At 38.0% G+C, this 23,393-nt stretch carries 19 protein-coding genes; 10 read left to right on the top strand and 9 right to left on the bottom strand.

Annotated features, from left to right (window positions below):
- Nucleotides 1–30: 30 nt before the first annotated feature.
- The 5 genes from MUW56_RS18605 to pnuC all read right to left on the bottom strand — a co-directional run bounded on the left by MUW56_RS18605 (nucleotide 31) and on the right by pnuC (nucleotide 6,001).
- On the bottom strand, nucleotides 31–2,622 hold the full coding sequence (locus MUW56_RS18605; RefSeq protein ID WP_292014593.1) for a TonB-dependent receptor: 2,592 nt from the start codon (nucleotides 2,620–2,622) through the stop codon (nucleotides 31–33).
- A gap of 128 nt (nucleotides 2,623–2,750) precedes the next feature.
- A complete protein-coding gene (gene mltG, locus MUW56_RS18610) occupies nucleotides 2,751–3,776 on the bottom strand; it encodes an endolytic transglycosylase MltG (RefSeq protein WP_292014594.1) in 1,026 nt (341 codons plus the stop codon).
- Between the two features lie 30 nt (nucleotides 3,777–3,806).
- Complete coding sequence (dapF, locus tag MUW56_RS18615; RefSeq protein ID WP_292014595.1) at nucleotides 3,807–4,574, bottom strand: diaminopimelate epimerase; 768 nt, start codon at nucleotides 4,572–4,574, stop codon at nucleotides 3,807–3,809.
- Between the two features lie 91 nt (nucleotides 4,575–4,665).
- Entirely contained in the window at nucleotides 4,666–5,325 is a 660-nt protein-coding gene (locus tag MUW56_RS18620) for a hypothetical protein (RefSeq protein ID WP_292014596.1), read from the bottom strand.
- A gap of 4 nt (nucleotides 5,326–5,329) precedes the next feature.
- Nucleotides 5,330–6,001, bottom strand: a complete 672-nt coding sequence (gene pnuC / locus MUW56_RS18625; protein ID WP_292015442.1) for a nicotinamide riboside transporter PnuC — start codon at nucleotides 5,999–6,001, stop codon at nucleotides 5,330–5,332.
- A gap of 164 nt (nucleotides 6,002–6,165) precedes the next feature.
- On the opposite strand from pnuC, the gene MUW56_RS18630 reads away from it, so the two are divergent.
- The 3 genes from MUW56_RS18630 to hemN all read left to right on the top strand — a co-directional run bounded on the left by MUW56_RS18630 (nucleotide 6,166) and on the right by hemN (nucleotide 10,356).
- A complete protein-coding gene (locus MUW56_RS18630; protein ID WP_292014597.1) occupies nucleotides 6,166–7,683 on the top strand; it encodes an amino acid permease in 1,518 nt (505 codons plus the stop codon).
- 46 nt (nucleotides 7,684–7,729) lie between these two features.
- Nucleotides 7,730–8,740, top strand: a complete 1,011-nt coding sequence (locus MUW56_RS18635) for a glycosyl hydrolase (RefSeq protein WP_292014598.1) — start codon at nucleotides 7,730–7,732, stop codon at nucleotides 8,738–8,740.
- Between the two features lie 257 nt (nucleotides 8,741–8,997).
- The gene (hemN, locus tag MUW56_RS18640) at nucleotides 8,998–10,356 is read left to right on the top strand and encodes an oxygen-independent coproporphyrinogen III oxidase (RefSeq protein ID WP_292014599.1); all 1,359 of its coding nucleotides are present in this window, start codon (nucleotides 8,998–9,000) and stop codon (nucleotides 10,354–10,356) included.
- Between the two features lie 70 nt (nucleotides 10,357–10,426).
- On the opposite strand, the gene MUW56_RS18645 is transcribed toward hemN, so the two are convergent.
- Entirely contained in the window at nucleotides 10,427–11,797 is a 1,371-nt protein-coding gene (locus tag MUW56_RS18645; RefSeq protein ID WP_292014600.1) for a PQQ-dependent sugar dehydrogenase, read from the bottom strand.
- A gap of 216 nt (nucleotides 11,798–12,013) precedes the next feature.
- On the opposite strand from MUW56_RS18645, the gene secD reads away from it, so the two are divergent.
- The 3 genes from secD (at nucleotide 12,014) to MUW56_RS18660 (ending at nucleotide 17,280) form a co-directional block, all read left to right on the top strand.
- Nucleotides 12,014–14,908, top strand: a complete 2,895-nt coding sequence (secD, locus tag MUW56_RS18650; RefSeq protein WP_292014601.1) for a protein translocase subunit SecD — start codon at nucleotides 12,014–12,016, stop codon at nucleotides 14,906–14,908.
- Between the two features lie 172 nt (nucleotides 14,909–15,080).
- A complete protein-coding gene (locus tag MUW56_RS18655) occupies nucleotides 15,081–16,307 on the top strand; it encodes a TCR/Tet family MFS transporter (protein ID WP_292014602.1) in 1,227 nt (408 codons plus the stop codon).
- A gap of 160 nt (nucleotides 16,308–16,467) precedes the next feature.
- Nucleotides 16,468–17,280, top strand: a complete 813-nt coding sequence (locus MUW56_RS18660) for an arylamine N-acetyltransferase (protein ID WP_292014603.1) — start codon at nucleotides 16,468–16,470, stop codon at nucleotides 17,278–17,280.
- 83 nt (nucleotides 17,281–17,363) lie between these two features.
- On the opposite strand, the gene MUW56_RS18665 is transcribed toward MUW56_RS18660, so the two are convergent.
- Nucleotides 17,364–18,308, bottom strand: a complete 945-nt coding sequence (locus tag MUW56_RS18665) for a hypothetical protein (protein WP_292014604.1) — start codon at nucleotides 18,306–18,308, stop codon at nucleotides 17,364–17,366.
- Nucleotides 18,309–18,598: 290 nt separating this feature from the next.
- Between MUW56_RS18665 and MUW56_RS18670 the strand changes: the two genes are divergently transcribed.
- Genes MUW56_RS18670 through MUW56_RS18680 form a run of 3 tightly spaced genes read left to right on the top strand, consistent with a single transcriptional unit; the run spans nucleotide 18,599 to nucleotide 20,313 of the window.
- Complete coding sequence (locus MUW56_RS18670) at nucleotides 18,599–18,934, top strand: twin-arginine translocase TatA/TatE family subunit (RefSeq protein ID WP_292014605.1); 336 nt, start codon at nucleotides 18,599–18,601, stop codon at nucleotides 18,932–18,934.
- A gap of 3 nt (nucleotides 18,935–18,937) precedes the next feature.
- On the top strand, nucleotides 18,938–19,504 hold the full coding sequence (locus tag MUW56_RS18675; RefSeq protein ID WP_292014606.1) for a phosphatase PAP2 family protein: 567 nt from the start codon (nucleotides 18,938–18,940) through the stop codon (nucleotides 19,502–19,504).
- The gene (locus MUW56_RS18680) at nucleotides 19,501–20,313 is read left to right on the top strand and encodes a tetratricopeptide repeat protein (protein ID WP_292014607.1); all 813 of its coding nucleotides are present in this window, start codon (nucleotides 19,501–19,503) and stop codon (nucleotides 20,311–20,313) included. The genes MUW56_RS18675 and MUW56_RS18680 overlap by 4 nt, the downstream gene beginning before the upstream one ends.
- A gap of 172 nt (nucleotides 20,314–20,485) precedes the next feature.
- Here MUW56_RS18680 and MUW56_RS18685 read toward each other — a convergent pair whose 3' ends face one another.
- On the bottom strand, nucleotides 20,486–20,959 hold the full coding sequence (locus tag MUW56_RS18685) for a 23S rRNA (pseudouridine(1915)-N(3))-methyltransferase RlmH (protein ID WP_292014608.1): 474 nt from the start codon (nucleotides 20,957–20,959) through the stop codon (nucleotides 20,486–20,488).
- Nucleotides 20,960–21,200: 241 nt separating this feature from the next.
- Here MUW56_RS18685 and MUW56_RS18690 point away from each other — a divergent pair, with 241 nt between their 5' ends.
- Nucleotides 21,201–22,214 carry a YihY/virulence factor BrkB family protein gene (locus MUW56_RS18690; protein ID WP_292014609.1) on the top strand — a complete coding sequence of 338 codons (1,014 nt, stop codon included), beginning with the start codon at nucleotides 21,201–21,203 and terminating at the stop codon, nucleotides 22,212–22,214.
- Here the strand turns inward: MUW56_RS18690 and nhaA are convergent, their stop codons facing one another.
- Nucleotides 22,215–23,393 carry a Na+/H+ antiporter NhaA gene (gene nhaA, locus MUW56_RS18695; protein ID WP_292014610.1) on the bottom strand — a complete coding sequence of 393 codons (1,179 nt, stop codon included), beginning with the start codon at nucleotides 23,391–23,393 and terminating at the stop codon, nucleotides 22,215–22,217. It abuts the gene before it with no gap.

Raw genomic sequence — 23,393 nt, forward strand, 5'->3', positions numbered from 1 at the left:
CCCGAAAGCATTTTCGGGATTTTGTTTTTATTACATTGGGCCGCCTTGTTGGTCGTCGCCGGCTGCATTAGAATTAATATCTTTTTTCTTTTTAGGTTGTTCTATTTTTTCACCTTGTTTAAATCTATAGGTTAAAGAAATAGAAAACTGTCTTGGCTGCCACTGCATATAGTTTCTTCGGGTATAATCGTCATTAAAGCTGAAAATCTCTCTGCTTCTTGTATTGAAGATATCCTGAATATTAAATGAAATTGTTCCGTCTCCTTTCCAGATGGTTTTTGAAGCTCCAAGGTTCAGGGCATACATGTCCTGGGTATTTTGGTTGGCCGATTTTTGTGCCCCTCTATAGAATCCCTGTAATTGTACACTTAAGGTTTTATCAAGTTTGAATGTGGTGTTAAGACGTGCTCTCGTAGAGAATCCATTCCCTGTGAAGTCCATAAAACCTGTTTTTGCAACCCCGTTTACATCTTTTGCATCATAATAGGCAATTCCTGTAGTTTTATATCCAAACATATCCAGGCTACCCATTATTTTCAGCCATGCAAAAGGATCGTAGGTGAAATTAAGGTCTAGACCATAGCGGTCGTCATTACCAAGGTTAATCGGTTTTGTATAGAAAACACCCAAACTTTCATCAGGCCTGTAGACCAACATTTTGGTGTCATCCTTTGCATGTCTGTAATATAGAGTTGGGTTGATTGTAAATTTCTTTCTGGTAATGTTGTAACCTACTTCATAAGAATCTACATATGAAGGGTTCAGGTCAATATTTCCTTCAAAAATATTCTGGCTATTGCTGTAGTTCGGAAAAGGAACCATAAAGAAAGATCTCGGTCTGTCTATTCTTCGGGAATAGTTAACTAAAATCTGGTTGTTCTTTGATACATCGTAGCTTAAGAACACACTTGGAAATAAATTGTTGTAATTCTTAGTCTTATCTATCGGGGCTTTATCAGGGTTTTGATTGGCATAGTTGATTGTAACATTGGAAAGCTCGTCCCTTAATCCTAGCTGATAACCGAAATTTCCGATTTTACTTCTAAATTGAAGATAAAAAGCGTTGAACATTTCCCTGTAATCTGTATTGTTGTTATAATCCGCTATATAAGGATTATTGGAAGTACTGCTTACAAAATTATCATAGGTATTGTCATTGACATCTAATCTGTATCCTGCCTCAAGCTTAGACTTTTCACCTAGCGGTAATTCGTAATCCGCTTTTCCGATAACCGTTTTACTCACAGAATGTCTTCGGGTAATATCCTCCAGTAATGGGACATCATCACGGGTTTCCAGAATATTCGCGTTATTGTCGCTTCTGTTTCTCTGTAAACTCAATGATACCGATAGATTCTGGCCCTTGTCATCAAATTTATGGTCTAATCCCACATCTCCCTGAAAGGCAAGGTTGTTGAACACGCTTTTAGAGTCTCGTTGCCCAAATGAGTTGTTTAATGCCCATAAGTTTGCCGGGTTACCGGTATAACGGTAAAAGCTGTCATAGGTATCCAAAAGCTCATTGCCATCTCCTTCAAATGTTCTTACAAGACCTGTTAAATTGATGGAAGTCTTCTCAGAAAGTTCATATACAAAACCTGCACTTACGTTATAATTTTTATTATAAGTCTTGTTGGTGGAATTTTGAAGCTGATGAACAGGTACATTAGGAACGTCTTCTATTGCTGTTTTGGGATCTATTGTAGGAAAAGCAATATTATGATATGTAGTTTCTGAATTATTCTTTGTTCTGTTTTCAGTGTAGCCGCCGCCGCCATTCAGAAACCATGTCCAGTTGTTTTTTCTCCAGCTTAAATTGGTATTCAGAGCTGTTCTTGGAAAATATCCCAAAGTTCCAACTACACTCCCGTTAAACCCTACTTTCTTGCTCTTTTTAAGAATGATATTTAATATCCCGGAAGTTCCGCTTGCCTCAAATTTTGAAGATGGGTTGGTAATCACTTCAATTCTTTCAATCTGATCAGCTGGAATACTTTGTAAAGCATTAGCTCCATCATCTATTCCAAGAAGCGAAGATGGCTTTCCGTTGATCAAAAACTTGACATTGCTGCTTCCTCTCATGGAAACAGTACCATCAGTATCTACAGAAACCGAAGGAACATTTGTTAAAACGTCCTGAAGACTTCCTCCTTTGCTGACAATATCCTGTGAAGGATCATACGTCTTTTTATCCAGCTCTACTTTGTAAGGCTTAGCAGCTGAAGCAGTAATCACAACGCCTTGTAATTCCTGAGTTTTTCCATCTAAAGTAGTGGTCGCCTCTGGTTCTATAGATAAGGCGCCAATATTTCCTGTGGTAATATTTTTATGGAGTATGCTTTTCTTGTAATCAATAGCCTCTACTGTAATATCATAATCTCCGGGAACAAGCTGCAGTTGATACTGTCCTTTTTCATCAGTCAGTACAGCGTCGCTTAATGTTTTATTCGCCTTATTGCTAAATGTTACGGAAGCGTAGGGTACAGGCTGGTTCTTCTTATTGACAATGATTCCTGAAACTTCAGCTTTTTCCTGTGCAAAAGCCATTGCTGCAGCTGAAAGGACTAATGTAAGGCCCAGTGTTTTTTTTGTGAAAATATTGACAATTTCTGTCTTCTTCATAGGTTACTTTTTTGTATAAAAATCATGAAAGGATAACCTTAATATTTTAAAATGCCAGAATGATCTGATTTTCAAAATATTATGATCTGTTTATTATTTTAACTGTAAATTTTAAGAGCTTGCTAAGCCTATTTTATATTTTTTGAATTAAGCCAGTCCTGATAGGCTTTCGCGTTGACAGCATGCTCTTCTGCACTTGCCGTAAACTTATGATATCCAAATCTTGCAGGGTCGGCACACATAAATATATACTTGTTGTTTTCAGCATTTAAAACAGCATCTACTGAGTTTTTATCTACCACACAGATGGGTCCCGGAGGAATGCCAGCATTTGCATAGGTATTGTATGGAGATGGAGTAGACAAATGTTTATAAAATACTCTTTTTATAGGTTCTTTAAAATTAGTCTGTTTATTGATGGCATAGATCACTGTAGGATCGGACTGAAGTTTCATTCCTTTCTTATAACGGTTCAGGTATAAGCCTGCAATGGTTCTCATTTCATCTTTTTTTCCACCGGATTCTTTATACACTATAGAAGCCAGTGCGTAGATCTGATCTCTTGTGAGACCGGATTGTTGTTCCTTATTTTTTCTTTCACTGTTCCAAAAACCATCATATTGGTCTTCAAATTTTTTGAAGAACTCTCTTGGACTTACCGTCCAGAAAAAATTATAGGTATCGATGAAGAAATATTTCTTTAAATCTTCAACATTTTTATAGCCTTTCTCACGCGCAACTCCATCCAGATCATTGATAAAGTGTAAAGAATCAAGCTCCGTTTTTTTGGATACTTTTCCGATCATTTGGTACATATCTCCAAAATCTCCGATTCTGAAAGAGTTGGCCGTCTGATTGCCTGCTTTAATCATATTGACAAGATCGGTATTTCCTGTACCTGCCTGAATATGATAGCGTCCGGCTTTGAAACTTTTATCAAGTCCTTTATCTTTGGCCACCGCCTCAAAAGATTCTTTGTTTTTTATATACGGAGTGATAGAATCCAGGATCTGTTTAAAATCCGCTTTATGGGGAATCAATATATATCCCTCTTTTTCTACATTATTTCCGAAATACGTATTATAAAATCTCAATCCAAAAAATCCTGCCACTACAAAAACCAGCAGAATGATAATGAGAATAGCTTTTTTCATTCTTATACTATTGATTAAAAGTTTTTGTTTTTAAAGAAGATCTATTTTACCTTTAAAAACCTGCTTTGCAGGGCCTTCCAGCCAAATGTTCCGGAAAGAATCCCCTTCTTTTTCAGCATAAACCTTCAGATTGCCGCCTAAAGTTTTAACTTTTACAGAAGTTAGATTATCTTTTTGTAGAAAAGTTAAAGCGGAAGCTGTAACTCCTGTTCCGCAGCTGTAAGTTTCATCCTCAACACCTCGTTCATAGGTTCTTACAAAAATTTCATGATCAGAAATTTTTTCCACAAAGTTCACGTTGATGCCTTTTTCTTTATAATTTTCAGAATTTCTGATCCCGTTTCCTTCGGCAAATACCTTGAAATTTTCCAGATCTTCTACATATTTTACATAATGGGGGGATCCGGTGTTAAGAACAGCATCATTTCCGTCCTGGGAGATGTTGTTTACATCAATCATTTTTAGTTTAACAATGCCGTTATGAATTTCAGCTTCATGCTCACCGTCTATAGCGATAAACTTACATTTGTCTTCAAAAATGTCCAGGAAGAAAGCAAAAGCAACCAGACATCTTCCTCCGTTGCCGCACATGGTACTTTCACCACCGTCAGAATTATAGTATACCATTTTGAAATCATAGCGGTCATCGTTTTCTAATAAAATAAGGCCGTCTGCGCCAATTCCAAAACGTCTGTCGCACAGTTTTTCAATAATTTTTTTATCTTTAGGAAACTGCAGGTCGCGGTTATCCACCATTACAAAATCATTTCCAGTTCCCTGATATTTATAAAATTCCATATTTTTTTGTCTTAAATGAAGAAGCAAAATTAATATATTTAAAATGAAAAACGAACAGTGTTAGCTGTTCGTTTCCTTATTTATAATCGTTTTATCTAAAGCCGCCTCCGCTGCTCTGCTGTCTTTGGGAGCTGCTGTTGTTCTGTCCGCTGGAGCTTCCTCTGAATCCGCTGTTCGAAGATTCGGGTCTGCTGCTTTCAGAGTTTCTGAAACCGCCACTGTTTGAATTTCTTTGAGGATTTTGAGAACCGCTGTTTTGGTTTCTGAATCCACCGCTTTTATTGTTGTTTTGGTTTCCCTGATTGTTCTGATTGCCGCTGTTCTGATTTCTGAAACCGCTGTTGTTTTGATTTCTGTTTCCCTGGTTGTTTTGAGAACCACTGTTTTGGTTTCTGAATCCACTGCCATTGTTATTATTACGTTCGTAATAAGGTTCCCCTCTGAAGCCGTTATTCGGTCTAGACGAATCTGATCTCCTTTCTACATATACTTTTCTTCGTGAGTTATTATAGTTATAGTAGTAGTAAGGAACACCATTATCATAGTAATAATTAACGTTGTTTCTGTAATAATAGCCGTCATTGCCCCAATATCCACCACTTCCGTAATATCCGGATGGTGCATAATAATATCCGTTATTATAATACGGATCCCCGTAACCACCATTGGCGTATCCGTCTGAATAAGCCAGACAAGAAGTTAAACTGGAGATAGCAAAAATACTGATTGCTATTTTTAATAAATTTTTCATGACTTTATTGTACTTTTTTTTCTTTAAAACTTTTTTTCCAACTGAGGTATCCTAAGATAGCCATTATAGTAAATACCAAATATTGAACCGAAGTGATCCCAAGACCCTTAAAAATCATCATGGGCATGCAAATAAAATCTCCGATGATCCAGAAAACCCAGTTCTCAATGCGTTGTTTGGCCATAAACCACATTCCCACCAAAAATATAGAAGTCGTGAATACATCCAGCCAGTTTGCCCAATCGAGATGATATAATCCGAGATAGGTTCCTTCCATAGAAAATTGGTTGTCAATATACGGTTTGTAATAATAAATAAGGGTGACCAACGCTAAGCTCAGGATAAAAAGAATGATGGCGTAGATCCATTCTTTCCGGGTGGCCCAGCTGACATCCACATGAATATGGTCTTTAGAATTCTTTGACCATAAAATCCATCCGTACACACTCATGATGGTGTAATAAACATTGATCAGGCAGTCTCCTAATAACCCGAAATTAAAAAGAATATAAACATAGATCAAAGTGGAAATAATGCCGGTAGGATAGACCCAGATGTTCTTTTTGATAGAAAAATAAACACTTAGGGTTCCGAAAAGAGCTCCTGATGTCTCCAGCAAAATCTGTGCAGTCGTATAATTTTCATACGGCTTCACAAAAAGATCATATAAATTCATGTGATCAAAAATAAACAAAAATAAAGACTTCATAAAATACTTTAAACAATGTGATAGTCAGGTTTTCAGAATTTTTATTTAAAATATATGACGAAAATTTGCCGATAAATGGGAGAGTTTCTAAAATTTTTATATTTTCGTAAATCCTTAATAAATAAAAAAACATGTCTAAAATTTGGGTTAAGAAGCCGCTAAGTGCCTATGAGGCAGATATGCAGAAAAGTGAGCTGAAGAAAGTCCTTGGAAAATGGAGTTTAACAGCAATTGGAGTGGGTGCTATCATTGGTGGCGGAATCTTTGTTCTTACCGGAACCGGAGCCTATTATCACGCAGGACCGGCACTCGCAATCTCTTTTATTATAGCAGGTATAGCCTGTGTTTTCGCTGCATTATGTTATGCAGAATTCGCTTCCATTATTCCGGTGGAAGGTTCAGCGTATGCCTATGCATATGGAACGGTAGGAGAAATTTTTGCCTGGGCTATGGGCTGGTGTCTCATCCTGGAGTATGCCATGGCAAGTATGGCGGTTTCCGTGAGTTGGTCCGGATATTTCACCAAATTTTTGAAAATCTTCGGAGTGCATTTACCGGCATATCTTACTTCTGACCCTGCGAGTTATACAGGAGACGGTTTTTCGATGAATCTTCCCGCATTTATCCTTGTTTTGTTGATTACAGCATTATTGGTTAAAGGAACAAAGGAAGCAGCAGGAGCCAATAACCTTATTGTTTTATTGAAGACTGCAGCGGTCATTTTCGTAATTATAGCGGGAGTTTATATTATCTTTTCTAATACAGATCTTTACAATGCTGTGGATGGAGTTAAAAACTGGAAGCCCTTTATCCCCGATCAGGTAAAAATTAAAAACTCTGAAGGAGATCTCATCTCAGCCTATGGTATTAAAGGGATTATTTCCGGAGCAGCGGCCATCTTTTTTGCCTATATCGGTTTTGATGCTGTTTCTACTCAGGCAGGAGAAGCCATTAATCCTAAGAAAGATGTTCCTTTCGCGATTATTGCTTCATTATTGATCTGTACAGCTTTATATATCTGTGTGTCTCTTGTATTGACAGGGATGATGCATTATACAGACTTTAACCCTGAAGGAAAATATCCTGACGCGATTAAAGCACCTGTAGCTTATGCATTTGAAATTGCAGGAAAACACTGGGCCAGTAATATCGTAACAATTGCTGCAACTGTAGGATTGATTTCTGTAGTAATGGTGATGATGATGGGACAGTCAAGAATCTTCATCGGAATGGCGAAAGACGGATTGATTCCTAAATTCTTTGGTGAACTTCACCCAAAAACAAGAACTCCTTACAAAGGAATTATTCTACTGGGAATAGTAGTCGCTCTTATTGCCGCATTTACACCGATTTCAACGTTGGCAGATATGACAAGTTTCGGAACCCTATTTGCTTTTACCCTGGTTTGTATTGCAGTTTGGGTGATGAGAAAAAAAGAACCGAATCTTATCAGACCATTCAAAGTTCCTGCTTATAAAATAGTGGTTGCATTAGGAGTAGTGATCAATATTTATTTGATTTTTAACCTGAGCGCTCACGCATTAGAGCTTTCTGCAGCATGGTTGTTCTTAGGAGGATTGGTGTATTTCATTTATGGAAAATCAAACAGTAAACTGAACAATCCTGAAAAGTATAAAAACATAGATTAAATTTTAATATAAACCGCTTCGGCGGTTTTTTTTTATTGGATATCATATGAAAAAAATATGTGCTATCATATTCCTGTCCGCAGGAATAAATGCTTTTTCCCAACAGGTGGAAAGCATCGAAACGATTTTTAATGATAAAGTAAGTATCAGGGCACTGGAGTTGTACCACAATAAGGTCTGGTACAGCGGGACAGATTCCAAGTTTGGATTTGTTGATTTAAAAGATTCCAAGAATCAGAAGCAGATCAGATTATCAGAAGACAAGCTTCAGTTCAGAACTCTGGCTCAGGATAAAACTTCATTTTATGCGGTTAATATTGAAAGCCCCGCTTATTTCTTTAAAATTGATAAAAAAGATCTGAAATCGCAGATTGTTTTTACGGACCCTGCAACAACAGCCTTCTATGATGCGCTGCATTTTGTAAATGATGACCTTGCCTACACCTTCAGTGATGCAGACAAAGACCATCTGTTGAAGCTGGCCGTCTATAGAAACGGAAAATGGAGTATGCTGAAAAGCAATACGAGCCTTACTGAAGGAGAAGCTGCTTTTGCAGCCAGTAATACCAATATAGCTTCTACTAAAAACTATGTATGGATAGCAACAGGTGGGAAGGCTTCAAGAATTCTGAGGCTGAATATAAAGAATGATACCATGGAGATTTTTAAAACCCCGTTTGTCCAGGGTGAATCTTCACAGGGAATGTATTCTGTAGATTTCAATGATGACCGGTTTGGAATTGCAGTGGGGGGAGATTATACAAAACAGGAAGCTAATATCAACAATATAGCGACCACCCGGGACGGCGGTGAAACCTGGGAAATTCAGGCGTCTGGACAGAATGCCGGATATATGACCTGCGTGAAAATTAAACCGGGGTCCAACGGAAAAGAGATCATTGCCGTGGGTGATCAGCATATCAGTTACTCATCGGATTTTGGAAAAACATGGAAGAAGATTTCAGACGAAAAAGGATTTTTTGTTTGCCGCTGGGTAGACCATAAGACGGTAGTATTGGCGGGAAAAGACAGAATTGCCCTGATGAAAATAAAATGATAATGAAAATATTGAATGCTCATGATAGAAAATAACTTTTTCCCGGAAAGATATATTCAATATCGTACAGGAAGTATACTGAACAGGAGATGAATGGCCGTAGCAGATCGTTTCTGAAGAGTTTTCGGATCATATTTAGATTCATTATAAAATAGAACCTAATATAATTCATAGGTTAAAATTCATAACTAATGGTTAATTTTGTAGGATGAAATTTTAAGGGTATAAAATTTCATCCTAAAATTTTAATTTTTCAAATGAACTCTTTAATAGATAAGTATAATATTCCCGGACCACGATACACCTCTTATCCTACTGTTCCTTATTGGGATGAAACAACATTCTCACCGGAAAAATGGAAAAAAAGCGTAATCAGGTCTTTTCATGAAAGCAATGCAGAGGAGGGAATTTCTATTTATATTCACCTGCCTTTCTGTGAGGCGTTATGTACGTTTTGTGCCTGCCATAAACGAATTACAAAACAACACAGTGTTGAAGTTCCTTATCTGGAAAGTGTTTTAAAAGAGTGGAAACTTTACCTTGATCTTTTTAACGAAAGGCCAAAGCTTAAAGAATTACACCTGGGCGGAGGTACTCCTACCTTTTTCTCTCCGGAGAATTTAAGGACACTGCTGGAAGGAATCTTTTCTACAGTAGATATTGCGGAACATCCGGAGTTTTCTTTCGAAGGACATCCGAATAATACAACTCGGGAACATCTTCAGACGTTATATGATCTTGGTTTCAGAAGAGTGAGCTTTGGAGTACAGGATTATGATCCTAAAGTGCAGAAAGCCATCAATAGAATTCAGCCTTTTGAGAATGTCAAAAATGTAACGGAGTGGGCGAAGGAAATCGGGTACCGAGGAATCAGCCATGATTTGGTTTTCGGACTTCCGCATCAGAATTGGGAAGCTATGGAACATACCATCAGAAAGACCATGGAATTAAAGCCGGACAGGCTGGCTTTTTATTCTTACGCACACGTCCCATGGGTGAAAGGTGTAGGTCAGAGAGGCTTTGATGAAAATGACCTGCCAAGCGGAGAAGAAAAACGCCGTTTGTATGAAGACGGTAAAAAACTGCTTCAGGACCTGGGATATATTGAAGTAGGAATGGACCACTTCTCCCTTGAACATGATGACCTGTATCAGTCTTTGACCCATAAAAAACTTCACAGGAACTTTATGGGCTATACTTCAAGCAATACCCAGCTGATGGTAGGGCTTGGAATGTCTGCAATTTCAGATTCCTGGTATGCTTTTGCCCAGAATGTAAAAACGGTGGAAGAATATCAGAAAGCAGTTGAAGAAGGTGAGATTCCTGTTGTAAAAGGGCATGTGCTGAATGAGGAAGATCTGAGGGTAAGAAGACATATTCTGAACCTGATGTGCCAGCTTGAGACAACTTTTAACAATACCAATTCATTCCCCGAACTTGAAAATGCATTGGATATGCTTAAGGAAATGGAAAATGACGGACTGGTGGAAATCAACGGCCATGAAATAAAGATTACAGAAGAGGGAAGAGCATTTACAAGAAATGTAGCCATGGTATTTGACCTGAGGATGATGAGAAATAAACCGGAAACGAGAATTTTCTCAATGACGATATAAAAACATAAGCGGTTCAGTAAGAACCGCTTTTTTATTTATTAAAATTTTAGTTTAAATAACTTATTTTCATTTATTTAATAATTAATTTCTGGCTGTAAGATTTCAAATCTCCGGATTTTAGATTGATAAAATACACTCCGGCAGGTATTCCGGAAATATCTATGCCTTTACCATTGATGATCTGATCCATTTTCAGTACTTTTCTTCCTTCCGCGCTGATGATTTCTGCTGTAGCTTTTTTATCCTTAACCCCCTCAATAAAGACTTCTTTGGTAGCCGGATTGGGATAAATGCTTACTTTTTCTAAACTATTGCTTTCCTGCACACCCAGCGTTCCTGTTGATATTTTAAAGACCTTTCCGCTGTTGACGGCTGCCACATACAATTCTTTCTGTGAATCCTGCCCGAAGGTTGAAAAATTGTTTCCGCTGTAGGCAGAACTCCATGTGATGGCGTTGTTGGTATCCAGGATCCCGATTTGAGTAGAGCAGTAGTCGGCAAAGAAATATTTTCCCTGGAGAGCAGGATATTGAGTCCCTCTGTAGACATATCCTCCCGTAATGGAGCATTTTCCACCGGAGTGGTCGTAGACGGCTATAGGAAAGGTCATGGAGCCTGAAGGCTGGCATCCTGTTGTATTATAAGGGGTATTTCCTTCATAGCAGCGCCATCCGTAATTGATCCCTGCCTGTGTAACCGGCATTCTGTTGATCTCCTCAATAGCTCCCTGGCCAACATCAGCAATCAAAACATTCCCGGTAGTTAAATCAAAGGAAAATTTCCATCCGTTTCTGAGTCCATAAGCCCAAATTTCGTCTGCGCCATCAACACCCGTTCCGGCAAAAGGGTTATCCGGCGGAATAGTATACGCTCCGGTAGCATCTACATCAATTCTTAACAGTTTTCCCAGAAGTGAATTTTTGTTCTGTGCATTATTGTTGGGATCTCCGCCGCTGCCGCCGTCTCCGGTGATGATCCAAAGCTTGCCATCCGGCGCAAAATGAATGCTTCCTCCATTATGATTATCGAAAGGTTTTGGGATATTCAGCATGATTTTTTCAGAAGTGGGATCCGCTGCATTGGGATTGGCAGAATTTACGGTATACCTGGCTACCACGATATTTCCTGCCGTATTATTGTAATACACAAAAAAATACCCGTTGCTAGGGTATTGAGGATGGAATGCCAGACCTAAAAGTCCGCGCTCTCCACCGTAAAGAACTTTAGAACTGATGTTTAAAAAATCAACTGAATTAATAGTTCCGTTGGGCTGGATAATTTTAATGATACCGTTCTGCTGTACAACAAAAAGCCTGCTGTCATTGGCGTTTGTGATCTCGACCGGACTGGTAAGCCCGGTAGCAAATTCTTCCAAATTAATACTTTGAGAATTAACGAATAAGGAAGAAAGGATACTGGTCATAAAAAGTAAATTTTTCATAATATTTTGATAGTTAGTGTGTTGAAAAATGAATGAAAATTTTATACCAATCGGAATTTGAAAACTTCATTAAGATACCATGAAAAAATTGTTAAATCTTGAATAGAAATCAAAATACCAATATATCTGAAAATAAACCATTTCTGTTGTTAAAAATTCATAAAATACAAGAAAATCATTATATTTGCCGACTTAATTTAACGTAGTTATAACAAAATGCAAGGAAAAGGACTTATTACAATTGTTGCTATTGTCCTGGGGTTGATCTGCTTAAACGAGCTATTGCCAACCTGGTACGCCAGCAAAATTGAATCGCAGATCGAAGCTGCGAAAGGAAACGAGAAAGAGATCAAACGAATCAAGGAAGATACTCTTAATCTTGGGTATACTAAGCTTTATTATTCAAAAGCTAAAGACAAGGAAATGAAACTTGGTCTTGACTTAAAAGGAGGGATCAACGTTCTTTTGGAAATCAACCAAAGAGACCTGGTGAATGATTTAACGAATTATTCTACCAATCCTGTTCTTATTGATGCTTTAAACAAGACTGATGAAGTTCAGAAAAACTCTACAAAATCGTATATCGACAACTTCTTTGAGCAATTCGATGCGATAAACAAAGCAAAAGGAACAAACCTTAAGCTTGCAGATCCGGAACTTTTCGGAAATACAAACCTGTCTGAGATCAAGTACAACACTACGGATGAGCAGGTAAAAAGTATTGTTAAAAGAAGAGTTGATCTTTCTGTAGGTACAGCTTTCGAGGTAATCAGAACGAGAATTGATAAGCTTGGAGCCATCCAGCCCAACGTTCAGAGAGTCCCTGGTACAGCTAGAATTTCCGTGGAAATGCCTGGTATGAAAGATATCGACAAAGTGAAAAAAATGCTTCAGACTTCTGCAAAACTTCAATTCTGGGAAGTACAGCAGGTTCCTGAAATGGCTCCTTATTTCCAGACTTTGACAGCCATGGTTGCTGCAAAAGGAGATTCTATGGGAGTGGCAAAGAATGTGAATTTTATCAATCTTTTACAGCTTGACAAATTAAGAACTAATGGGGTTGCTAACGTAAAATTATCCGATACTGCAGTTGTTAACAAGATTTTAAACAGCAAAGTAGGGCAGGCTTTACGTCCGGCAAACATTAAATATACCCAGTTCATGTGGGGTTACAAACCTGAAGCAACAAGCCCGGACGACCTGGTATTGTATGCCATCAGAAGTAACATCAATCAAAAAGCTCCGGTAGACGGTGCTGTAGAAACAGCAAACATCAGCTATGACGAACTTGGAAGAGTAGTGGTAGATATGCAGATGGATTCTAAAGGAGCAAAAGAATGGAAAACATTAACCGAGAAAAACGTTGGAAAACCAGTTGCTGTAACACTTGATAACAGAGTGTATACTGCTCCGAACGTTGTCAACGCTATTCCAAACGGTAGAACTCAGATCTCAGGTAACTTCTCTCAGGAAGAAGCTAAAGAATTGGTTGACGTGTTAGGAGCCGGTAAATTACCTGCCGGTGCAAAAGTGGTTCAGGCTACGCAGGTAGGTCCGTCTTTAGGACAGGAGTCTATCAATGCAGGTATGATTTCATTTGCTATTGCCTTCTTAATTATCATTGTTTATATCATTTTCTACTATGGTGGTGCTGGTGTATACGCTGTCATTGCAATGGTAATCAACCTTTTTTATATTTTCGGAATTATGGATTCCGGAGACTTTACCCTTACGCTTCCTGGTATCGCCGGTATCGTATTAACGATGGCAATGGCGGTAGATACGAACGTAATTATCTATGAAAGAACGAAAGAAGAATTATTTGCCGGTAAGAGCATCTTGGAAGCTTATAAAGACGGTTTCAAACACGCGTTAAGTGCGATTATTGACGGTCACTCTACTACGTTATTGACTGCAGTCGTATTGTTCTTCTTCGGTACAGGACCTATCAAAGGATTTGCTTTGACATTAATGATCGGTATCGTCATGACATTGTTTACTTCTGTATTGCTTTCAAGAGTCATGATCTTCAGCAGACTAAATAAAGGAAAACACCTTTCTGTATGGACTCCGCCTACAAAAAATCTATTCAGAAATACATGGATCGATTTCATCGGAAAGAGAAAATATGCATATATCATTTCTGCTGTTTTAACAGTGATCTGTATTGGTTCTATGGTTACTCACGGATTCAAATATGGTATCGACTTTACAGGAGGTAGAAACTATGTCGTAAGATTTGATAAAGACGTTAATGCTAATGATGTTGAAGAAAAATTAGTAAAGCTGTTCAAGACTGAAGATGGTAAAAACTCTTCTGTAGAAGCTAAAACTTTCGGTAACGCAAACCAGTTGAAAATCTCTACTGATTACCTTATCGAAGATGAGTCTTTAAAGGCTGACCAGACTATTGAAGAAAAACTATACCAGGGATTAAAAGGAGATCTTCCTGCTACGCTTACGCTAAAAGACTTTAAGTCTGCTGATAAGGACCACGCAGGTATTATTTCATCTGAAAAAGTAGGTCCTACAGTGGCTGATGATATTCAGACTCATGGTATTCTTGCAGTAGTAGCTGCTCTTGCAGGGATCTTTATCTATATCTTGTTCAGATTTAGAAAATGGCAGTTCTCTTTAGGAGCGGTAGCAGCATTATTCCACGATGCGGTTATTATTTTAGGAACCTATTCATTGCTTCACAAATACATGCCGTTCAACATGGAGATCAACCAGGATTTCATTGCAGCGATCCTTACAGTATTAGGATACTCAATCAATGATACGGTAATTATCTTCGACAGAATTAGAGAATATCTGAGAGAGAAGAAATCTTTAACATTGGCAGGATTATTTGATGACTCTATTTCAAGTACGTTGGGTAGAACATTCAACACGTCATTTACTACGATTTTGGTGATCCTGGCGATCTTTATTTTCGGGGGTGACAACTTGAGAGGATTCATGTTTGCCATGCTGATTGGTATTGGATTCGGTACTTATTCATCAATCTTTATTGCGTCTGCAATTGCTTATGACTTCCTGAAAACAGGAAAAGAAGAGGATGTACACGGAAAGACAACTTCTGCTAAAGAAGAACTTGCTTCAAAGTAATACAAACTACAATAAATAAGTAAAGACCGTTTCGAAAGAGACGGTCTTTTTTTACGCTATGAAAGAACAAAGGGAAATGGAAAGATATTTTTGTTTAAGATTACATTATTCATATTAACTATTCATAATTTAGAATCATTATTTTTCAGATTTGATTAATTTTGCACTTATCATGGAAAATTCAAGGAAAAAGGCTGCGATAGGCTTTATATTTATTACTTTACTCATTGATATTACGGGATGGGGGATCATTATTCCTGTTGTTCCTAAACTGATTGAAGAATTGATTCATGCAGATATCAGCGAGGCCGCAAAATATGGTGGCTGGCTGGGATTTGCCTATGCATTTACCCAATTTATATTTTCTCCGTTGGTAGGTAATCTGAGCGATAAGTATGGGCGCAGGCCCATTATCCTGATCTCTCTTTTTGGATTTGCCGTGGATTACATTTTCCTGGCACTGGCCCCTACTATCTGGTGGTTATTTCTGGGAAGGATCATTGCAGGGATCACAGGGGCGAGTGTGACCACCGCCAGTGCATATATTGCAGATATTTCAACGGATGAAGACAGAGCAAAAAACTTTGGACTGATAGGTGCTGCTTTTGGTCTTGGATTTATCATAGGACCTGTTTTGGGGGGCGTTCTGGGACATTACGGAGCCAGAGTCCCTTTCTATGCGGCTGCAGGGCTGTGTCTGCTTAATTTCCTGTATGGTTACTTTATTTTGCCTGAAAGTTTAGATAAAGATAAAAGAAGAGCATTCGACTGGAGACGTGCCAATCCTGTGGGTTCATTTAAGTTTTTAGGAAAACACCCTGAAATCTCAGGATTGATACTTGCATTGATTTTAATCTATATTGCAGGCCATGCCGTGCAAAGCAACTGGAGTTTCTTTACCATGTATAAATTCAGTTGGACGGAAAGAATGGTAGGAATCTCATTAGGGGTCGTAGGCTTGTTAGTTGGTCTGGTGCAAGGAGTTTTGATCAGATGGACCACTCCAAGGCTGGGCGAGCAGAAAAGTATTTATTATGGTTTAGCGCTGTATGCCGTAGGAATGTTATTATTTGCTTTTGCATCTGAAGGCTGGATGATGTTTGTATTTTTGATTCCCTATTGTTTAGGAGGAATCTGCGGGCCGGCTTTACAGTCTGTTATTACGAAGACTGTTCCGTCTAATGAACAGGGAGAGCTGCAGGGAGCATTGACGAGTCTGATGAGTGCCACTTCAATTGTGGGACCTCCCATGATGACCAACCTGTTTTACTTTTTTACCCATGATGAAGCACCATTCAAGTTTTCAGGAGCACCGTTCTTTTTAGCATTTATATTAATGGCTATAAGTGTTGTGATTACCTATTCTGCTTTTCAGAAGAAAAGAAAGGATCTGAATTAACTGTATTTTAGAAAGAAATAAAAGAAATAAAATAAATAAGGCTAAAGTGAATTTCATTTTAGCCTTATTTTTTTCAATTGTTCCCATCTTGTTTCCAATGTATTGTATACTTTTACAAAACGGAGAAGTTGAGTACATTAAAAACGTAAAAAACAGGATTATGGATGCAGCACAATTTAAAAAATATTTAGAACGGATTCATTATGCCGGTGATTGGGGAATGAATAGGGAAACGCTGGGAAAAATTCATCATTTACATCCCAGGCATATTCCTTTTGAAAATATCGATTCATATACAGGTACAGTGCCTTTGCTGCATCCTGATGCTATTTTTAATAAACTGGTACTGGAGTCCAGGGGAGGCTATTGTTATGAGCAGAATCTGCTTTTGAGAGAAGTTTTAAAGTATCTTGGATTTAATGTTGAATTACAATTGGCAAGAGTACTGTGGAGGAAAGATGAAAATAGCATTACGGCAAAAACACACCTGTTGCTTATTGTTGATTTTCAAGGAGAAAAGTACCTTGCAGACTGTGGTTTTGGAATTACAACGCTGACCGCTCCTTTGGTATTGAATGAAGAAAAGGTACAGGAGACTCCTAATGGTTTGTTTAAAATTTCACAGAAAGAAGGAACATATTTACTTTGGATAGGGAAAGAACAGTGGTTGCCGGTTTACCGATTTGCCCTGGAGCAGGTAGAGCCTGTTGATCTGGAAATAGTCAATTGGTATTTATCAACCCACCCTGAGTCTAATTTTAAGAAAAACCTGGTGCTTTCAAAAGTAGACGAAGACGCACGCTACACCTTTACAGATCATACATTGAATATACGGTGGAACAGCGGTGAAAAGGATACTGTCTCTATAGAAAATAATGAAGAATTGTTCAGGATGATGAACAATACCTTTGGACTGCAGGAAAATGCAATTGAACCTCTGAAACAGAAATTTAAAAGCGAAGGTGGATTATAAGTTAAAATTGATAATCCATGGAGGTAATAGTAAAGGGAAGCCAGTGAGCTTCCCTTACTATTTGAAAATTGATTTTTATAAAATTACGGATAAAGAGATTTGGTTCCGTTACTTACAATATTACTTCCTAATCCGGAAAATGATACGGAGAATTTGCTGGCATTAAAGCTCAGGGATCCTGTAGGAGTGCAAAGCCCTAAAGCATACTGACACTTTCCGTAAGCACCTGTTTTCTTAATGACTTTACTTTCACTTTTTGCTTTTCCTAAACTGATGTATCCCCAATCACTCACATCAGCATTTGAAACAGTAGACCCTGAATAATAAATCGTAATCTGGTACCCGATTTCTCCTCTTTTAGAGCCCCAGAGCCAGCTTGCAGTCCACCATTGTTTATACCATGTAGAAACCACTTTCGCCGCAGAATTATTGGAAACTTCAGAATTCCCTCTGGTATCCATCATGACCAGTCCTCCCAAAATATTATCCCAGATAATTCCCGAATCATTATAAAAACACAGGGTTGTAAACTTACCGTTTTTGCCTTCCCATGCTATTTCAAGAACATGAGTCCCAGATTTTATCTGTTCAGTCACTGTCTCTTTTAACCCTTCCTGGGCGATGGCTAAATCATCTCCGGAATACAGATCACCGATCCTGCCGATTTTCACTGAAGACGGGTCCATGATATTTCCCAATGCAATAAACTGGTCTCTGTCAGATACTAGCTTTTGAGAAATTTCAATTCCCTTCTGTGTTGAAATATTTCCTACTACATTGACTCCTGCAATCTGCAGATCATTTTTCAAATACTTTTCGAGATTTTTTTTGGATTCGCCAAGCTGGGTCTGTACTGTTTCAGGAAGGCTTTGAAGAAGGGGAGTGGTTTCTTTTTTTAGATCAGCCGCTGAAACTTTAGATTGAACGGTTTCGTGTTGTGTAATTTCATTGCTTTCATTCTGGCAGCTTCCGAGAACCAGTACAGATAATACCGCAAGACATTTAAAAGAGGTTACTAATTTTTTCATAATAAATATTTTTAAGTTGTATATAGTAAATATAATAAAATGTAAATTAATTCTCAATATTTTGAATTAAATATTTGTTAATAAGTGATGTTTTATTAATATTGATGCTAATTCGTAAAATTGGTTTTATGAGTTCAAGAAAAGAAATGAAACGTAAAGCGGGGCTTATCTTATGCTTTACAATATAAACAGGTTCCTGTCAGAGATCGTATTGGAGTTAAAATCTTAAAATTTATTTAAAATTTAAATTTGCAGTAAATAGATGTTATAATCTTTCGTAATTTTACAGCATGGAATTAAGCATTGGAGAAATGGCACTCATTGCCATTGCAATCGTTGTATTATTCGGACCGGATAAACTTCCTCAGATAGCACGTGACTTAGGGGCAGGTGTCAGAAAAATGCGTGGAGCAGTGGAAGATATCAAAACGGAGATCATGAAAGAAACGGACAATCCGGTTTCTGAGATCAAGCGTGAAATTGAAAAGGTAAAAGATGCTGCCAAAGATTTCAACCCGATGAACGATATCAAAAAGGATATTTTAACAGAACCTGCCGCATCCAATGAACCTCCAAAACCCAACCCTTCAGAAGATGAAACGCATGAAGGACCTGTAAGCAGATAAGGAATGGACGAGATTATTCAGGAAGATAAGAAGGTATTTTTATATCTTAATAACTTGGGCGATCCTTCATTCGATCAGCTTTGGATGTTGATTTCCAGTACCTGGATCTGGGTACCTCTTTATATTATATTTCTATATTTTTTATATAAAAATTATCAGCTAAGATCTTTAGTTTTCATCCTTATTTTTTTGGCGCTTGGTGCAACGGTATCCGATCAGCTGGCCAATGTCTTTAAATATGGGGTTGCAAGGCTGAGACCTTGCCATGATCCTTCTTTAGAACATTATATGAGGATCGTGAAATGTGGCGGACAGTATGGGTTTTATTCTGCACATGCTTCCAACACCTTCTTTTTAGCATCTTATCTGGGAATTTTATTAAAAAAGAAAATTAAATGGTTTCCATACGCTATATTTGTATGGGCTATAGTGGTTTCCTACAGCCGGATTTATTTAGGAGTACATTTCCCGATAGATGTTTTGGTGGGGGCGTTTGCTGGTTCTTTATTGGGAGTGATATTTAGTGTGCTCGCCCAAAAAGTAATCAACAAACAAAAGATAACACCATGAAAAAACCTTTATTACTCCTAGTTTCTATTTGCTTTTCGCTTAATTTTTACGCGCAGGACAAAAAACTGGCTGAAGAATGTTTTAAAAAAGCCGATTATAAATGCGCCGAAGAGCAGTATTCAAAACTGGCAGCAGCGGAACAGATCCAAAAATTTCAATCCGAATATTACAATAACCTGGGAACGGCTCAGAGAAGACTGGGAAAAGCTACATTAGCTTTCAAATCTTACGAATCAGCGTTGATCGCCAATCCTATGTCCGTTTCCGTATATGCTAATCTGGCCTCCTTACACAGCCAGAAAGGAAATAAAGCGAAAGCACTTGAGTATATTGAAAAAGGACTTCAGATAGAACCTGAGAATGCCGATTTATATCTGACCCGTTCTAAAATCTATTACAGCCAGGGCAAAAAAGAGCTGGCCATTAAAGATCTCAATCAAATATTAAGTTTCTCACCGGATAACATTTTTGCAAAAACCGGACTCGCCGGTCTGAAAAAAAATAACGGAGATCTTGAAGGTGCTTTGGCAGACTACAATAAACTGATCGCGGAAAAACCCGAATCCTTACTGTATAACGGTAGGGCAGATGTTTATTTTAAAATGAAAAAATATAAAGAATCCCTTGCAGATGCCAATAAAGGGATTTCTATTGATCCTAAATTTGCGCAGTCTTATGTAGCGAAGGCACTGGTATTATTCGAGACTGCAAAACCGAAAGAAGCCTGCGAAAACCTGGATAAAGCAGTTAGTTTTGGGTACGAAAAAGCTATTTTGGCGGACTATTATGCCAAATGTATCAGGAAATAAATACAGAGACGGATCGTTTCAAAAGATCTTAAAAAATACTGAGCTTACAGATTAGATTTCCCAAAGACTGTACAAATTTCACAGAAAAAATCCAGGTTATCTGTAATCTGCGGGAAATTTACTTAAAATAAAGCAACCGTAAACTCTACTGTTTTGAGTAAACAATAGAAGTTTAATCATTATGATATGGCTTTCCCTGCAGAATCTGGTCGGCACGGTAAAGCTGCTCAACAATAAACAATCTGATCATCTGGTGGGTAAATGTCATTTTGGATAATGACATTTTTTCATTGGCCCTGCTGTAGATTTCTTCTGAAAAACCATAAGCACCCCCTATCAGGATATGTACTTTTTTAACGGAAGAATTCATCCAGCCATCAATCTTTTGAGCAAACTCACGGCTGGTAAACTGTTTTCCCTTTTCATCCAGGATGATGACCAGGTCGTTTTTATCTATATGATTTGAAAACAGCTTAGCTTCTTCTTTTTTAAGAAGATCGGGAGAAAGATTTCTGGCATTTTTAACATCGGGAATTTCTGTGATCTCAAAATTCCAGTGTTTAGGCAGCCGGCTGAGATAATAGCTGATCAAAGAAGTGATTTCCTTATCGTCTGTTTTACCGATACAAAGTAAGCTGATGCGCATTATAATAAGTTTCAGACGGCAAAGATAGGATTTCGGGGGATAAAGTTCAAAGTTTTGTTTGAATGTTGCCGGTTGTCCGTTTACCGGTTATATTCAATTTTTGTTTCTTAAAAAATCACTATTTATTACTCTTTAAAACCTGCTATCGGCCACCGGTTACCTGATTCCTGTTTCCTATCATATTTTGTCTTTTCCCTATTTAATTTAATTCCCCTACATTTGTATAAAGACCCATAGATAGATGAGTGTAAAGTTTCCTAAATTTATTTTGAAAATTCAAGAGTTTTTTGATAATATCCATATTCCGGTACTAGGAATATCACTCTGGCAGATGTTTCAAATTTACATTTCAGGGATTTTCAAAGGAAATATCGGAAGGAAAGCTGCTGCTATTTCTTGGAGCTTTACCATCAGTTTATTTCCTTTTATTCTCTTCCTCCTTTCTGTCTTGCCTTATATGCCGCATTACGATAAACTGCAGTTTTATATTTTTGAAGTCCTGATGCATAATGTTTTCCCATCCAATATGGAAAATGATGTAAGAGGATATATAGAAACCAATATTATCCCTAATATGAAAGGCATCAGTAACCTGACCATTGTATTGGCGCTTGTCTTTGCTACCAACGGGACATTTTCCCTGATCAATGGCTTCAACGAAAATTCTGATGAAAAGCTGAGTGATGTCAAAGAATTTATCCTTTCATTTTTTATCACCATAGGCTTTATTACAATTGTTTTTTTAACGCTTTTCGGGGTGTATTATGTGGAAGTTGTACTTAAGCTCTTTACGCCGGCCTATGATGTTACCTGGCTTGTCGACAACCTGTCCAGCATCATTGGATTCGTGTCTTTTCCACTGTTCTATTTTATTCTTCTGACCTTATTTTACTGGTTGGGAACAGTGAAAATTGCAAGATTCAGACAGGCGGTTCCGGGGGCAATTCTGACTACAATTTTATTTCTGGTGACCACTTATATTTTTGCGATTTATGTAAAAGACATTGCCCGTTATAACGTTTTGTACGGTTCCATCGGAAGTATGATCCTGCTGATGGTGTGGGTGAATGTCAATGTATACCTGCTTCTGTTCGGAAATGAACTGAATATGGCGATCAGAAAGCTTAGAATAGAAAAGCTGCTGTCTGATGAGATCAAAAAAGAAACGGCCTCGTATCATACTCAGATTACAGAACCTGGGTTTGACAGTGATGAAGAGCACAATAGAAAACTTGAAAATCCGGCTAAAAATTAATTAATCCTCTTCAAGTTCGGCAGTTTCTTTTGAGCTTACACTAAGGATCGTAAACCCTAAAGTTGCGGCTAAGAAAGAAGCAATCAAAATAGCAAATTTGGCTTCGTCCTGAATATGAATTTCGTTTTTAAATGATAATAAGGCGATAAAAATAGACATGGTGAATCCTATTCCGGCCAATAATCCTACACCTAACATCTGAACCCAGTTGCTGTTTTGGGGTAAGGAGCTAAGCTTAAGCTTAATGGCTATCAATGAAAATACGTTGATTCCGACCAGTTTTCCAAAGATCAGACCGCAGATGATCCCTAATCCAAGCGTACTGGTAACACCGGACACCATAGCACCGGAAAATGTAATATTTGTATTCGCTAAGGCAAATATGGGCATGATCAGAAAACTTACAGGAATATGAAGCTGATGCTCCAGTTTTTCCAATGGAGAAATTTCAACGTTCGAAGCATTGGTAGGTATTGAAAATGCCAGCAAAACACCTGCTATCGTAGCATGAATTCCGGAATGATGCAGGAAATACCATAAAAATAGTCCCGGAATAATGTAAAATACAATACGGGTAACTTTCAGAAAATTTAAGATAAAAAGCAGGGCAGTCACTCCAAAAGACAACAAAAGATAGCTCCAGTGGATCTGCTCCGTATAGAAAACAGCAATCACAAGAATGGCTCCCAGGTCATCTACAATGGCCAGTGCAGCCAGGAAGATTTTAATTGAATTTGGAATTTTCTTTCCCAACATGGAAATAATGGCCAGTGAGAATGCGATATCCGTTGCCATAGGAATTCCCCAGCCATTGCTGTATTCAGTTCCTGAATTGAATACCGTGTAAATTACTGCGGGAACCAGCATGCCGCCCACTGCAGCAAAGATGGGTAACGAAGCATTTTTAAAAGAGGAGAGTTCACCTTCTACGAGTTCTCTTTTTATTTCCAGCCCCACCAGAAGAAAGAATATAGCCATCAATCCGTCATTGATCCAGATGCTGACAGGATATTCCAATTCGAAAAGGGAGGTGCCTATTTCCTGGTCTAAAAAGAGCTGAAACCCTTCTGCAGCAGACGAGTTGGCAATAAGCAGGGAAATAAGGACACAGAAAATAAGTATAATTCCTGAGGCCTGGCTGTTATTGAAAAATTTTTTAAAATAAAGAGATAAATTCAT

It is taken from the genome of Chryseobacterium sp., assembly GCF_022869225.1.
Classification (GTDB): Bacteria; Bacteroidota; Bacteroidia; order Flavobacteriales; family Weeksellaceae; genus Chryseobacterium.

Bases quoted from the DNA above. Each gene is read 5' to 3' on its own strand.
- MUW56_RS18690 (WP_292014609.1), top strand. From the start codon at position 21,201: ATGAGTGTAAAGTTTCCTAAATTTATTTTGAAAATTCAAGAGTTTTTT.
- MUW56_RS18605 (WP_292014593.1), bottom strand. From the start codon at position 2,622: ATGAAGAAGACAGAAATTGTCAATATTTTCACAAAAAAAACACTGGGC.
- nhaA (WP_292014610.1), bottom strand. From the start codon at position 23,393: ATGAATTTATCTCTTTATTTTAAAAAATTTTTCAATAACAGCCAGGCC.
- MUW56_RS18620 (WP_292014596.1), bottom strand. From the start codon at position 5,325: ATGAAAAATTTATTAAAAATAGCAATCAGTATTTTTGCTATCTCCAGT.
- mltG (WP_292014594.1), bottom strand. From the start codon at position 3,776: ATGAAAAAAGCTATTCTCATTATCATTCTGCTGGTTTTTGTAGTGGCA.
- MUW56_RS18680 (WP_292014607.1), top strand. From the start codon at position 19,501: ATGAAAAAACCTTTATTACTCCTAGTTTCTATTTGCTTTTCGCTTAAT.
- pnuC (WP_292015442.1), bottom strand. From the start codon at position 6,001: ATGAATTTATATGATCTTTTTGTGAAGCCGTATGAAAATTATACGACT.
- MUW56_RS18660 (WP_292014603.1), top strand. From the start codon at position 16,468: ATGGATGCAGCACAATTTAAAAAATATTTAGAACGGATTCATTATGCC.
- secD (WP_292014601.1), top strand. From the start codon at position 12,014: ATGCAAGGAAAAGGACTTATTACAATTGTTGCTATTGTCCTGGGGTTG.
- hemN (WP_292014599.1), top strand. From the start codon at position 8,998: ATGAACTCTTTAATAGATAAGTATAATATTCCCGGACCACGATACACC.
- MUW56_RS18630 (WP_292014597.1), top strand. From the start codon at position 6,166: ATGTCTAAAATTTGGGTTAAGAAGCCGCTAAGTGCCTATGAGGCAGAT.
- MUW56_RS18665 (WP_292014604.1), bottom strand. From the start codon at position 18,308: ATGAAAAAATTAGTAACCTCTTTTAAATGTCTTGCGGTATTATCTGTA.
- MUW56_RS18685 (WP_292014608.1), bottom strand. From the start codon at position 20,959: ATGCGCATCAGCTTACTTTGTATCGGTAAAACAGACGATAAGGAAATC.
- MUW56_RS18655 (WP_292014602.1), top strand. From the start codon at position 15,081: ATGGAAAATTCAAGGAAAAAGGCTGCGATAGGCTTTATATTTATTACT.
- MUW56_RS18635 (WP_292014598.1), top strand. From the start codon at position 7,730: ATGAAAAAAATATGTGCTATCATATTCCTGTCCGCAGGAATAAATGCT.
- MUW56_RS18670 (WP_292014605.1), top strand. From the start codon at position 18,599: ATGGAATTAAGCATTGGAGAAATGGCACTCATTGCCATTGCAATCGTT.
- dapF (WP_292014595.1), bottom strand. From the start codon at position 4,574: ATGGAATTTTATAAATATCAGGGAACTGGAAATGATTTTGTAATGGTG.
- MUW56_RS18675 (WP_292014606.1), top strand. From the start codon at position 18,938: ATGGACGAGATTATTCAGGAAGATAAGAAGGTATTTTTATATCTTAAT.
- MUW56_RS18645 (WP_292014600.1), bottom strand. From the start codon at position 11,797: ATGAAAAATTTACTTTTTATGACCAGTATCCTTTCTTCCTTATTCGTT.